General features: G+C 65.4%; 7 protein-coding genes. 5 read left to right on the forward strand and 2 right to left on the reverse strand.

Annotated features, from left to right (window positions below; translation table 11 throughout):
• Nucleotides 1-32: 32 nt before the first annotated feature.
• Nucleotides 33-7868, reverse strand: coding sequence for a beta strand repeat-containing protein (locus tag ABD729_RS13490; protein WP_344711180.1), 7836 nt, complete (start codon nucleotides 7866-7868; stop codon nucleotides 33-35).
• Nucleotides 7869-8259: 391 nt separating this feature from the next.
• On the opposite strand from ABD729_RS13490, the gene ABD729_RS13495 reads away from it, so the two are divergent.
• The 3 genes from ABD729_RS13495 (at nucleotide 8260) to ABD729_RS13505 (ending at nucleotide 9655) form a co-directional block, all read left to right on the forward strand.
• A complete protein-coding gene (locus ABD729_RS13495) occupies nucleotides 8260-8448 on the forward strand; it encodes a hypothetical protein (protein WP_344711183.1) in 189 nt (62 codons plus the stop codon).
• 254 nt (nucleotides 8449-8702) lie between these two features.
• On the forward strand, nucleotides 8703-9152 hold the full coding sequence (locus ABD729_RS13500) for an ion channel (RefSeq protein ID WP_344711186.1): 450 nt from the start codon (nucleotides 8703-8705) through the stop codon (nucleotides 9150-9152).
• Between the two features lie 206 nt (nucleotides 9153-9358).
• The gene (locus tag ABD729_RS13505) at nucleotides 9359-9655 is read left to right on the forward strand and encodes a hypothetical protein (protein ID WP_344711189.1); all 297 of its coding nucleotides are present in this window, start codon (nucleotides 9359-9361) and stop codon (nucleotides 9653-9655) included.
• An 87-nt stretch (nucleotides 9656-9742) separates the two neighbouring features.
• Here the strand turns inward: ABD729_RS13505 and ABD729_RS13510 are convergent, their stop codons facing one another.
• Complete coding sequence (locus ABD729_RS13510) at nucleotides 9743-10429, reverse strand: TetR/AcrR family transcriptional regulator (RefSeq protein ID WP_425564905.1); 687 nt, start codon at nucleotides 10427-10429, stop codon at nucleotides 9743-9745.
• 139 nt (nucleotides 10430-10568) lie between these two features.
• Between ABD729_RS13510 and ABD729_RS13515 the strand changes: the two genes are divergently transcribed.
• Together ABD729_RS13515 and ABD729_RS13520 are read left to right on the forward strand one after the other, a co-directional pair.
• Nucleotides 10569-11864 carry a spinster family MFS transporter gene (locus ABD729_RS13515; protein WP_344711192.1) on the forward strand — a complete coding sequence of 432 codons (1296 nt, stop codon included), beginning with the start codon at nucleotides 10569-10571 and terminating at the stop codon, nucleotides 11862-11864.
• Nucleotides 11861-13474, forward strand: a complete 1614-nt coding sequence (locus ABD729_RS13520) for a carboxylesterase/lipase family protein (protein WP_344711195.1) — start codon at nucleotides 11861-11863, stop codon at nucleotides 13472-13474. The genes ABD729_RS13515 and ABD729_RS13520 overlap by 4 nt, the downstream gene beginning before the upstream one ends.

The following is a 13474-nucleotide window of genomic DNA, read 5'->3' on the forward strand; positions in this document are numbered from 1 at the left end:
CAGACATATGCCGGGTAAGAGATAGCGGATCATCAGAATTGCTTCCCGGCACCGGAAAAGGCCTGGTCGAGCCCGGGCACGTCGCCCAGCCGCGGAGGCAGCGGCCGCTGTTCGCTGAGCACCCCCGGCACGATCTCGAAGGAAGCATTCTTTTGGCGGACTTCGTTTGGCGCCGGGCCATCGCCCTCCGACACGTTCACTGCCGCCAGGATAGGATCGTTCGAATCCGCGGCATCTTTCGGAGTCTGGCTTGCCGGAGCGGCTGCCCCTGCCCCCTTGTCAGCGCCGCTGACGGCAGAAGGCGCCGGCGGGGCCGAAGAAATCGACGTGGACGGCAGGACCGCCAGCTTCGAAAGGATGGTATTCTGGACGGGCGCCGTGATCGTGCCGATGGGCCCGGAAAGGCCGCCGGTGGGAAGGACGTAGTTCGCCAGGTTCGTCCCGCTGGCGGCCTCGAAATTGGCGGCGGCCAGACCGGTCGAGACAATTATGCCGGTCCCGGTGCTGGCGGTCGCATATTCTCCGATGGACTGATTGATAAGCGCGGTTTCGCCAGCGACAAATCCGCTGAGCGCGAAGTTGGCGGGCCCGAGAAGCGCCAGTGTCGATCCGTTGGCGACCTTGCTGACCGTGCCGGTCAGCGAAGCGGTCAGCGCGCGCTGGTTTATGGTTCCGATCGCGGCGGAGGCCGAGCTGTTGACGAGGTAATTGCCAGCGTCTGCTCCCGTCAGCGTGATGCCTGCGACGCTCACCGTCTTGCCGATTCCGGCATCGCGGTTGTCGAAGGTGCCGAGCGTCGATGTGTTGAGGCCGACCGCATCGCCCGCAATGAGATTGGACAGCGCATAATTGCCGGCCGACAGGCTGGCCGCGGTCGTGCCGTCATAGGTCTTGGTCACCGTGCCCGTCAGCGAGGCGACCAGCGTGCGCTGGGTGATCGTGCCGATCGCGCCCGAGGCCGAGCTGTTGACGAGATAATTGCCTGCATCGGCTCCCGACAGTGCGAGACCTGCGACGCTGACCGTCTTGCCGGTCCCCGAGTTGCGATTGTCGAAGGTGCCGTTGGCAGGCGTGCTCAGGCTCACCGCGTCGCCGCTGATCGCATTGCCAAGCGCGTAGTTGCCCGCCGCGAGGCTCGCCGTGTTGGTTCCGTCGTAGGTCTTGCTGACGGTACCGGTCAGCGAGACGACTAGCGAGCGCTGGTTAATCGTGCCGATCGCAGCCGAGGCCGAGGTATTGATGCTGTAATTGCCCGCGTCCGCGCCGGTCAGCGCAAGGCCGGCGACACTGACCGTCTTTGCGGTGCCAGCATTGCGATTGTCAAAGGTGCCGCTTGCCGGGTTGTTGAGCGTGACGGCATCGCCCGCGACGAGGTTTGACAGCGCATAATTGCCCGCCGAGAGACTTGCCGCGTCGGTACCGTCGTAAGTCTTGGTCACGGTTCCGGTAAGCGAGGCGGTCAGCGCGCGCTGGTTGATCGTCCCGATCACGCCCGAGGCCGCACTGTTGACGAGGTAATTGCCCGCGTCCGCGCCGGTCAGCGCAAGCCCGGCGACGCTAACGGTCTTGCCGGTACCGGCATTGCGATTGTCGAAGGTGCCGGTCGACGGATTGTTCAGCCCGACCGCATCGCCCGCGACCATGTTAGACAAAGCGTAGTTACCGGCCGCAAGGGCAGCTGCGGTCGTTCCGTCATAAGTCCTGGTCACCGTTCCGGTCAGCGAGGCGATCAGCGCGCGCTGATTGATCGTTCCGATCGCGCCCGAGGCCGCACCATTGACGAGGTAATTGCCAGCATCCGCCCCGGTTAGTGCGAGCCCGGCGACGCTGACGGTCTTGCCGGTCCCGGCGTTGCGATTGTCGAAGGAGCCGCTGACCGGACTGTTGAGCGTGACGGCATCGCCCACGACGAGATTTGACAGCGCGTAGTTGCTTGGGGCGAGGCTGGCAGCGGTCGTTCCGTCATAGGTCTTGGTGACCGTTCCGGTCAGCGAGGCCGTCAGCGCGCGCTGGGTGATCGTCCCGATCGTAGCCGAGGCCGCGCCGTTGACGATGTAGTTGCCCGCGTCGGCGCCCGTCAGTGCAAGTCCCGCGACGCTGACCGTCTTGCCGGTCCCCGCGTTGCGGTTGTCGAAGGTGCCGCTGGCCGGGAAATTGAGCGCCACCGCATCGCCGCCGATCGCATTGGCGAGCGCATAATTATCCGCAGCGAGGGTCGCCGCGGATGTCCCGTCATAGGTTTTGGTGACAATGCCAGCCAGCGAGGCGGTCAGCGCGCGCTGGTTGATCGTCCCGATCGCCGCCGAAGCCGAGCTGTTGACGAGATAGTTGCCGGCGTCAGCCCCGGTCAATGCGATGCCCGCCACGCTGACCGTCTTGCCAGTCCCGGCATTGCGATTGTCGTAGGTGCCGGGCGCCGAAGTGCTGAGCCCCACCGCATCCCCCGCGACGAGGTTGGACAATGCGTAATTGCCCGCCGCCAGGCTCGCCACGTTGGTCCCGTCGTAGGTCTTGGTTACACTCCCCGTCAGCGAAGCGATCAGCGAGCGCTGGTTGATCGTCCCGATTGCGGCCGAGGCGGTTCCATTGACGAGGTAGTTGGCGGCGTCCGCCCCGGTCAGCGTGATGCCGGTGACCGTCACCATCTTGCCGGTGCCCGCGTTACGGCTGTCAAAGGTGCCCGTCGCGGGACCGCTCAGCGAAATCGCCTCACCGCCGACCAGGTTGGACAGGACATAATTGCCTGGGGTCAGGGCCGCCGCAGTGGTGCCGTCATAGGTCTTGCTCACGGTCCCGGTCAGCGAAACGACCAGTGCCCGCAGCGCGATCTGCCCGATCGCCGCAGAGGTCGCGCTGTTGACGAAGTAATTGCCGGCATCCGCGCCAGTCAGGGCAAGACCCGCAACGCTGACGATCTTGCCGATGCCCGTATTGGGCGTGTCGAAACGTCCGGAGACCGGATTGTTGAGCGCGACCGCATCGCCGCTGACGGTGTTGGACAGCGCGTAGTTGCTCGGGTCGAGGGTCGCCGCCGTGGTTCCGTCGTAGATCTTGCCCACCGATCCGGTCAGCGAAGCCATCAGCGCGCGCTGGTTGATGGTTCCGATCGCCCCCGTGGCCGCGGTGTTGACGCTGTAGTTGCCGGCATCGGCGCCGGTCAGCGCGAGACCGGCGACACTGACCGTCTTGCCGGTGCCCGCATTGCGATTGTCGTAGCTGCCGCTCGCCGGACCATTGACCGCCACTGCATCGCCGCTGATCGCATTGGACAGCGCATAGTTGCTCGCCGTCAGGGCTGCGCTGGTCGTGCCATCATAGGTCTTGCTGATCGTGCCCGTCAGCGAGGCCACCAGCGAGCGCTGATTGATGGTCCCGATGGCGCCCGAGGCAGCGGTGTTGACGCTGTAGTTGCCGGCGTCCGCGCCGGTGAGAGCCAGTCCTGCGACGCTGACCGTCTTGCCGGCTCCGGCATTGCGGTTGTCGTAAGTTCCGGCGGCAGGCGCGTTGAGCGCAACCGCGTCGCCGCCGATCACATCGCTCAGCGCGTAATTGCCAGTGGCGAGGCTGGCCGCGGTCGTGCCGTCATAAGTCTTGGTCACCGTCCCGGTCAGAGAGGCGACGAGCGCGCGTTGGGTGATGGTGCCGATCGCGCCCGAGGCAGCGGCGTTGACGCTGTAATTGCCCGCGTCCGCTCCGGCCAGCGCCAGCCCGGTCACACTGACGGTCTTGCCAGTCCCGGCATTACGGTTGTCGAAGGTGCCGTTGGCGGGAGACGTCAGCCCGACCACATCGCCCGCCACGAGGTTCGACAGCGCGTAATTGCCGGCCGCCAGGCTCGCCGCCGTGGTCCCGTCATACGTCTTGCTGACCGTGCCCGTCAGCGAGGCGACCAGCGCGCGCTGGTTGATCGTCCCGATCGCTCCCGAGGCCGCGCTGTTGACGAGGTAGTTGCCGGCGTCGGCCCCGGTCAGTGTGATGCCGCTGATACTGACAATCTTGCCGGTCCCGGCGTTGCGATTGTCGTACGTACCGAGTGTCGCGGTGTTGAGGCCCACCGCATCGCCAGCGACGAGATTGGACAGCGCGTAATTGCCCGCCGCAAGGGTCGCGGCGGTGGTGCCGTCATAGGTTTTGGTCACCGTACCCGTCAGCGATGCGACCAATGTGCGCTGGGTGATCGTCCCTATTCCAGCCGACGCTGATGCATTGACGCTGTAATTGCCGGCGTCCGTCCCGATCAGCGCAAGGCCGGCGACACTAACCGACTTTCCGGTGCCCGCGTTGCGGTTGTCGAAGGTGCCATTGACCGGATTGTTGAGCGATACGCTATCGCCCCCGACGAGGTTGGAGAGCGCGTAATTCCCCGCCGCTAGGGTCGCAGCACTGGTCCCGTCGTAGGTCTTGCTCACCGTGCCGGTCAGCGACGCGACCAGCGAGCGCTGGTTGATGGAACCGATCGCACCCGACGCCGAACCGTTGACAAGGTAGTTGCCGGCGTCTGCCCCCGTCAGCGCGAGCCCGGCGACGCTGACGATCTTGCCGGTCCCCGCATCGCGACTATCGTAGGTGCCGCTGACCGGATTGTTGAGCGAGACGGCATCGCCCGCGACGAGATTGGACAGCGCGTAGTTGCCGGGCGCGAGGCTGGCCGCGTTCGTGCCGTCGTAGGTCTTGGTCACCGTTCCGGTCAGCGAGGCGACGAGCGAGCGCTGGTTGATGGTTCCGATGGCTGCCGAAGCGGAGGTGTTGACGAGGTAGTTGCCCGCGTCCGCGCCGGTCAGCGCAAGCCCGGCGACGCTGACGGTCTTTCCGGTCCCTGCATTGCGATTGTCGTAAGCGCCGGTGACCGGATTGTTCAGCGTCACCGCATCGCCCGCCACCAGATTGGACAACGCGTAATTGCCTGCCGCCAGGGTCGCGGCATTGGTCCCGTCGTAGGTCTTGCTCACCGTGCCTGTCAGCGACGCGACCAGCGAGCGCTGATTGATTGTCCCGATCGCAGCCGAAGCCGTGCCGTTGACGAAGTAATTGCCCGCGTCCGCGCCGGTCAGGGCAAGCCCGGCAACGTTGACCGTCTTTCCGGTCCCGGCATTGCGATTGTCGTAAGCGCCGGCGACCGGATTGTTCAGCGTCACCGCATCGCCCGCGATCAGGTTGGACAGCGCGTAATTGCCCGCCGTCAGGCTGGCCGCGGTCGTGCCATCATAGGTCTTGGTCACCGTGCCGGTCAGCGCGGCGACGAGCGAGCGCTGGTTGATCGTTCCGATTGCAGCCGAGGCCGCACTGTTGACGCTGTAATTGCCCGCGTCCGCCCCGGTCAGCGCGATCCCGGCGACACTGACGGTCTTGCCGGTCCCTGCATTGCGATTGTCATAGGTGCCGAGCGCCGACGTACTCAGCCCGACCACATCGCCCGCGACAAGGTTCGATAGCTCGTAATTGCCCGCCGCCAGGCTGGCAACATTGGTTCCGTCATAGGTCTTGGTGACGCTTCCTGTCAGCGAGGCGACGAGTGCGCGCTGGCTAATCGTCAGCAATGCCGAGGTGAAGCCAAGACTATATCCCGCCGGTGCGACGAGGGAGCCTTGTACCGGGGTCAGCGCATAGGATCCGACGGGAGCGCGGATGGCGAACCCGTCCGACTTAAAGCCAGGGGTCCCCGTCAGATTGTCCTGGAGGAAGACGTTGCCGAAGCTCTCGGCATTGACCAATCCGCTGACCCTGTATGCCAGCTGGGACGCCGCCAGACTGTCGCCATAGGTCTTGGCGGCATCGAGGGCGGTCACCCGGACGACAGGGCTGTCAGCGAAGATGTAGCGGTTTCCGCTCTGCGCGATGGTCTGAGGAGGCGCCGAGGAAAGCGTCTGCCCCCACAGGGCGTTCGTGCCGCTGGCGAGACCGCCGAACACGTTGCCCTGGGGCGACTGGGAATAGATCAGCCAGCGGGCGTTGCCAGTGGTGAGGACGGCGTTGGAACCAGCCGCGTTGCTGAAGCGCGTGCCGGCCGAAAGGACGATATCGGCGGCGGCTGACGAATTCGCCCTGACCTGCGCTGCGCTGCCCAGCCGGATCTCGCCCGCCGCCTGCAGCAGGGAGGGCGCACCGACGGTAAAGGCATTGTTGAGTTCGAGCGCGCCCGCCGAATTGAAGGTCACGCCGCCCGACCGGGTGTCGATCGCCGCGTTGACGAAGATACCGCCCACCCCCGCGTTGAAGATGAGGTTGAGTGCGTTGCCAGCCGTATCGATCGCCTGATTGACGACGATCTTGTTTTGCGCGTCCAGCTGGAGCGTCGCCGCGCCGCCGATCGTCTTGTGGATCGCCGAGTTGACCGTGATGATGCCGGCCTGGGTTCCGGGGCTCGAGGCGCCGCCGGTGGCGATCCGGACATTGGTGCCGCCGTTCAGGAAGCCCGTGACTTGGGCGACGTCGATCCTCGATGCGCTGCCGGTCGGCTGCCACGTAAAGCCGCCCGACGCGGCGACGAAGCTGCCGTCGTTGCTCCTGCCGATGTAATTGCCGGTATTGTCGAAAACGATCGGGACCGCGACCCCGGGCTTCGGATCGACGATCTCCACGTCATAAGGGTCGAACAGCCAGAGGCCGGCCTTTCCCTTCGATGCCGCGGCCGACCCTTGCGCGCCGGTGGTCGACAGATTGCCGCCCGATGTCTCGATCCGGCCGCCATTCCCTCCGTTCGCACCGCCCACCGCGTAAAAGCTGCCATGCGCCAGGGTCTTCGACGCGGGATTGCGGACGTTGGACCACAGGACGATTGTCCCGCCATCGCCCGTATCCGTGGCACTCGCATCAAGCGTCGCGTTCGAGGACACGCCCACCCGGACCGCGCTTGCATGGCCGTCGATCGTCTCGCCTTGCCAGCCGCCGCCGACCAGGATCCTGCCGCCGCCAATGGCGCCCCTCGCGTCGAGAAGGCCCTGATCGCCGACAACGACTGTGTCGCCAAAGGCCTTGATGGCGCCGCCTGTCTGTCCCGCTGCCTTTCCGCTGACATCGAGCGTCCCTGCGGCAAAGACGGTCCCGGAGTCGCCGCCGTCAAGGACGATCTCACCGTTCTGGAGCCGCACGCTCGTGGCGTCGATCACGCCGGTCGTGTTGATGACGTTCCGCGTGACGCTTGCCGCAGCCCTCGCGGTAAGCAGCACCCGTCCGCCCTGGGCCGAGATGTTGCCGCTGTTGTCCACCGCGCTCCCGCCGAGCGGCAACACGCTCAGGGGCTCGGTCACCGCGAACGACAGCAGGCGGTCGCCCGACACGTCGATGGTGAAGGCCTTGCCCGAGCCCAAGACCACCTGACCGAGGCGAGCCTGGACCAGGCCACTGTTTCCAACCTGGTTGCCGGCAAGAACGGCATAGCCACCCTCGGCCGCAGTAATGATGCCGGCGTTGGTCACACTGCCGGGCGAACCGTCCCCGGCGCCGAACGAATAGTTGCCGGCGAGAAAATCCTCGTTCGACATGGCATGCGTGGTGGCAAGGAACCCGCCAGCAGTGACCCGGCCGCTTGCGCCGATCAGGACGCCATTGGGATTGAGCAGCCACACCTGCCCGTTCGCCAGCAGCGACCCGTCGATCCGGGTCCCACCCGAACCGGTGATCCGGTTGAGCGCGATCGATCCTGCACCCGGCTGGACGAACTGGACGCTCGATCCCGCGTCGATCGAAAACGCCCGCCAGTCGATGACCGCCTTGTCGGTTTGCTGCCTGATCCTGACATCGTTCGAACCGACGCCCTCGATCACCGCGTTGCCGGCGCGCACGGTCGGGTCGGCGATCGACTGGGCCTGCGCCGCGTTGGCGAGGAGATAGATCAGGCAAAAGCTGACGCAGTGCCGATAGCTGGGCACCGGGATGGCAAACCTCGGGAGCGTCTCTGTTGACGCCATGAGTTTCTCTCCGGAAAGGACGGAAACCCCCGCTCGAACGCGCGCGGCAATCCAAATATCGCTGTTTACAAAGCCTTACAGGTGATCCCTCCGGCATTCCGGGGATCGCGCGACGCGAGTGACGACTCGGCAGATAACTTTGGTTAAGAAAACGTTACCCTAACTCGGCCCTTCCAACAACGCGGCCGGCCCGCGCCTCAGGATTCCCGACGGCGCGCGCGGGGTGCGAGGAGCTGCCGAAAGGGTGTCGTCGGCCTTCTCGAACTCCCTGGCAGTAACCCTTTGTGAACTGCGGCCCGGTAAGATGACCCCTTCGCCAGCATCGCTCGTGCACGAGTGACGGAAGGGTATCATGCGGCAATTGCTTCGGAAGCTTCGCGGGCACGAAAACGAGCCGACGGCGATCGAATGCGGCCTCGTCGCCGCCGCCATTGCCATCGCCGGGACCGCTGCCGTCGACAGCGTCGGCAGCAAGTTGAACGGCCCTTCTCAATCCCCGGCAGTCGCAAGCCTCGATGGCAAGGCCCTTGCCGCCCGATAATCCGCAGGTCGTCTGACGTCTTGAGGCCTCCGCTTGCGGGCCTTTGACGGATGAAATCGACTGCCGCTACAAGCCGGATGCTCCTGGCGGCCAAGGCGATCGGATTGGCCTCACCAGGAAAACGGAATGCTCGTCGAGCGATCGACTGGTCGTCGCCTCGGCGGCCGGCGGGTCCCGTGAAGTCCAGCGAGGCGTAAACTCGCACCGATCCTGTTTCACGCAAAAGGCTCGCCACTCTACGCGACGGGGGGAAGATGCTGCTGACGACGGTGGTGGCCGTGGCGCTGATCGGCGCCTGCTTCCTCGTGCACCTGTGGGTGCTGGAGGGGCTCGGCCGCTGGATCTACCGCAAGGGAAACCGGATCCGCCATCCGCTGCCGATCGTGCTGACCACCGTCTTTGCGGCGCATCTGGTCGAGGTGGTTCTCTATGCGCTTGGTCTTTCGCTGCTCGACTGGGCTGGCGAGGGAGAACTGACTGGGGCGATCCTCGGCGGGCCCGGGTGGTTCGAGGATCACTTCTATTTCTCGATCGCCTCGTACACGACGCTCGGGATCGGCGACATCCTGCCGCGCGGCAATATCCGGATCGTCGCCGGCCTCGAGGCGCTGAACGGCCTCGTGCTGGTGGCCTGGAGCGCGTCCTTCACCTACCTGATCATGGAGCGGTTGTGGGGGCGCAAGGGTCCGGGCGAGGACATCTGACGCGGGCAATCAGGAGGTCCGACCCGATCCGCTGGCTCGGCCATTCTCTTCGTGTTGCACCGCAAGTGATTTTCCATAATCTTACCCAAGCGAGCGACTCGCTGTGTTCGAGTTCGCCGACGAGCGTGGTCCCCGATAGGACCGCCGGCTCCCCTGTGCTTGCGTAAGCCGTGTGACGATTATGCCTCCCCTAATCCGGAGTTCGTATGCCTCTTCGCAGCAAGACCATGTCAATTGGCGAATGGTGCAGGTTCCAGATGGCCTATGAGGCGCTCTTCGTGACCTGCGGCGGGGACGAGGAAATGGCCCTCTTCGCCCGCCGCGACCGTGAAAAGGGCGAGCATCTGCTGCTCATCACGGAACGCCATTCGGAGCGCGTCGAAAGCCTTTCGCCAGGTGGCTGGGCCGATCGCGAACAGGCCTGCCAGACGGAGTGGGAGCTGCTCGTAGGGCATGCAGACGCACCGCAACGCTTCGGTATTCGGCTGGATAAGCGGTGCTGAGCTAGGGCCCGACTGTCTGATCAGCAAAGCTGGTAGCCGATCGAAAACGCGGCACCGACCGAACTGAACTCAGCGCGTTCATAGAATCTAGCTGACTGCTTTCTGCACGCAGATCTCGCGTAGCCCCGCGGCCATGAACCGCGCCATCCGTTCCTTGACCGCGGTGAAGTCGTCAGAGCGACACAGCCCGCCCGATAACTTGTCGATTCGCCCCGTGCGGGCAAGAGTCAGCATCAGGGCTCCCGTGACGAAGTGGTAGCCCCAGAAGATGTCAGCGCGCGAGCACCCGGGAAGGGCCTTCTGCAGCAAGGCGATCAGGCGCAGGACAACAGGGTCGAAATGTTCGTCCATCAGGTCGGCACCCCACTCGGGCGTGTTCGCGACTTGCGCACCGAGCTTGGCGTAATTTCGCCAACCTTCGCCGCCGGAAATGTAGGTGTCGAGGTCAGTATCGAGGAAGGCATGAAGAGCGCCCTCGACCGTGACCTCATCGCCGACTGCCGCTTCATAGTCGTCCAGCGCCTTCATGCGCCGCGCGCTGGTGACGACGGCGCGGCGGCCGAACACCGCGTCGAACAGGGACTTCTTGTCGGTGAAATAGTAATTCAGCAGGGTGTGATGGACCCCGACCTGCTTGGCCACGTCTTTGAGGGTGACACCATGGAGCCCATGCTTCGAGAAAAGCTCCTCTGCTGCATCGTAGATGGCCTCCATAGTCTCGGCACGCTGTTCGGCCTTGCGGGAGCGGCGGACGGGTTTGGCTGCCTCTGTCACCCTCCTTACCTGTGCTGCGCCGCAGCATGCGTCAAGCGCACTGGGAGGCCAGAATACATATTCACACACGAGTGAGCGTGCATTGACTTGCGCCCGTTGCTGCTGTCCATTCCAGACCTGACAGTGGAGGGTCGGGCGTATGGCGGTGCAGGCGGAGCAGTTCGGCAACGGCATGACGGGTGCGAGGCGGCGCAGCCCGGGCTTGATCCTGACATCCCTGACCTTCGTCTATGTCCTGAACTTCCTCGACCGGCAGTTGCTGGCGATTCTGGCCAAGCCGATCCAGGACGAGCTGCAGATCAGCGACGGTCAGCTCGGGTTGCTCGGCGGGCTCTACTTCGCGGCATTTTATTGCTTCATCGCCATTCCGGTCAGCTGGCTGGCCGACAGAACCAATCGGGTGGCGGTGCTGAGCCTTGCCTGCGGAATCTGGAGCGCAGCGACGATGGCCTGCGGCTTTGCCCGCACCTATCCCCAGCTCGCGCTGGCGCGGATGACGGTGGGCTTCGGCGAAGCGGGAGGCGTGCCACCTTCCTACGCGCTGATCACCGACACCTTCCCGCCCGGTCGGCGCGGCATGGCGTTCGGCATCTATAACCTCGGGCCGCCGATCGGCGCGGCGCTTGGCATCTCTCTCGGTGCCTCGATCGCCGCCGCCTTCGACTGGCGCGACGCGTTCATCGCGATCGGTGCGGTCGGCATCGTCACCGCGCTGGCCCTGCCCTTCCTGGTGCCCGAGCCGGTCAAGGGGGCGACCGACGCCAATCCCATCGATGTGGCCGGCCCCGCCCCCTTCTGGGGAACGGTGAAGAGCTTTTTCGGCAATCCGGTGATGTCGCTGGCGGCATTCGGCGGCGGGGCGACGCAGTTCGTCACCTACGGCCTTGGCAACTTCGCCGTGCTGTTTCTGATGCGCGAAAAGGGGATGAGCCTGTCCGAGGTCGCGATCTGGTATGCGCTGGTGATCGTGATCGGGATGGGCGGCGGGATGCTGGCGTCCGGCCGGATCATCGACCGCGTGACGCGGACCAGCCGCCGCGGGTTCGCCACCCTTCCGGCCATCTCGCTGGGGATCGCCCTGCCCTTCTACCTCGCTTTCGTGTGGGCGCCGTCCTGGCCGCTGGCTCTGATGCTGCTGACGGTCGTCATGTTCTTCAATTATTTCTATCTCTCCTGCTCCGTCACGCTGGTGCAGGAGGAGAGCGCCCCCAACCAGCGGGTACTGGCGGGAGCCCTGCTGCTGCTGGTGATGAATTTCATTGGCCTCGGCCTCGGACCGACCTGGGTCGGTCAGCTTAGCGACTGGTTCGCGGCACGCGGCACAACGAACGGCCTGCAGCTCGCGCTCTACACGCTTACCCCATTCTACCTGATCGCCATCGCGCTGTTCATGCGACTGGCGCGAACCATCGACCGCAGGGAGGCCCGGGCATGAAGACGATGCTGCTTGCTGTGGCTGCGCTCGCCGCAAGTCCTGCCCCCGCCCAGCGGGTCGACGCACCGGCCGGCGCGGTGCGCGGAACGACTTCCGGCGCGATCCGGGTGTTCAAGGGTATTCCTTATGCCAAGCCGCCGATCGGGGAGCTTCGTTGGCGCCCGCCGGTCGCGCTGGAGCGGTGGACCGGCGATCGCAAGGCCACCGACTTCGGACCAGCCTGCGTGCAGCCCTCGGGCGGACCGCCAAACATCTACAATGGCGTGACCCTGCCGATGAGCGAGGACTGCCTGTCGCTCAACATCTGGACCCCCGCCAAGGCGCGCAAGGCACCGGTCATGGTGTGGATCCATGGCGGTTCGCTGCTGACCGGCAGCAGCCGCGAAGCGCTCTACGACGGGCAGCGGCTGGCCGAACGCGGCATCATTGTCGTGTCGATCAATTACCGCGTCGGCGTGCTCGGCTGGCTGGCGCATCCGGACCTCGGCAAGGAGAATGCGACCGGGCGATCGGGTAATTACGGGCTGCTCGACCAGATTGCGGCATTGCGCTGGGTGCAGCGGAACATCGCGGCATTCGGCGGTGATCCCGCCAAGGTGACGATCGCGGGCGAATCCGCCGGGGGGCTGAGCGCGCTATATCTGATGACATCTCCGCAGGCGCGTGGGCTGTTCCGCGGGGCCATCGCGCAGAGCAGCTACATGATCTCGATGCCGGAACTGAAGCGGGCGCGCTTCGGGCTTCCAGCCTGGGAATTGGGCGGGCAATTGCTCGGGGCAGCGCTGAAGGCGCCGTCGATCGCGGAAATGCGCAAGCTTGATCCGCTGGCGCTGACCGGCGCTGCGGCCAAGGCTGGATTCTTCCCGTTCGGCGTGGTCGACGGCGAGGTCCTACCGAGCCAGATGGTCGATGCCTTCGATCGCGGAGAGCAGGCGAAGGTGCCGATGCTGGCGGGTTTCAACCAGGGTGAGATCCGCTCGCTGAGGATGCTTGCGCCGAAGACCGCTGCGAGCGCCACCGAATATGAGCGCGAGATCACCGCCCGCTACGGCGATCTCGCCCCGGCTTTCCTCAAGCTCTATCCAAGCGCGGCTCACGCCGAGGGCACCATCGCGGCGACACGCGACAGCCTCTACGGCTGGACCGCCGAGCGGGTCGCCCGCAAGCAGACAGCGATCGGCCAGCGAGCCTATCTCTACCTGTTCGATCATGGCTACCCGGCGGCCGACGAGGCGGGCTTGCACGCCTTCCACGCGTCCGAGCTGCCCTACACCTGGGGCACGTTCGACGGCACCCCGCCGCGCTGGCCCAAGGTCCCGGCCACGGCGTCCGAGCGCCGGTTGTCGAACACGATGATCGACTATTGGACGAGCTTTGTGACGACAGGACAACCCGTCGCGCGCGGCGCTCCGGCCTGGCCCGCCTACGGTGCGGCAGAGAATTACCTCTGGTTTGGCAGCACACCTGTGCCGAAGCGCGACCTCTTCCCGGGCATGTTCGAGTTCACCGAGAGCGTCATGTGCCGCCGCCGCGCCGCGGGCAAGGACGGGTGGAATTGGAACGCCGGGCTGCTAGCCCCGCCGATCGCGCCGCCGGCCGCCGGCTGCTGA

Origin of the sequence: Sphingomonas humi, assembly GCF_039536725.1 — a bacterium.
Classification (GTDB): Bacteria; Pseudomonadota; Alphaproteobacteria; order Sphingomonadales; family Sphingomonadaceae; genus Sphingomicrobium; species Sphingomicrobium humi.

Bases quoted from the DNA above. Each gene is read 5' to 3' on its own strand.
- ABD729_RS13495 (WP_344711183.1), top strand. From the start codon at position 8,260: ATGCGGCAATTGCTTCGGAAGCTTCGCGGGCACGAAAACGAGCCGACG.
- ABD729_RS13500 (WP_344711186.1), top strand. From the start codon at position 8,703: ATGCTGCTGACGACGGTGGTGGCCGTGGCGCTGATCGGCGCCTGCTTC.
- ABD729_RS13505 (WP_344711189.1), top strand. From the start codon at position 9,359: ATGCCTCTTCGCAGCAAGACCATGTCAATTGGCGAATGGTGCAGGTTC.
- ABD729_RS13515 (WP_344711192.1), top strand. From the start codon at position 10,569: ATGGCGGTGCAGGCGGAGCAGTTCGGCAACGGCATGACGGGTGCGAGG.
- ABD729_RS13520 (WP_344711195.1), top strand. From the start codon at position 11,861: ATGAAGACGATGCTGCTTGCTGTGGCTGCGCTCGCCGCAAGTCCTGCC.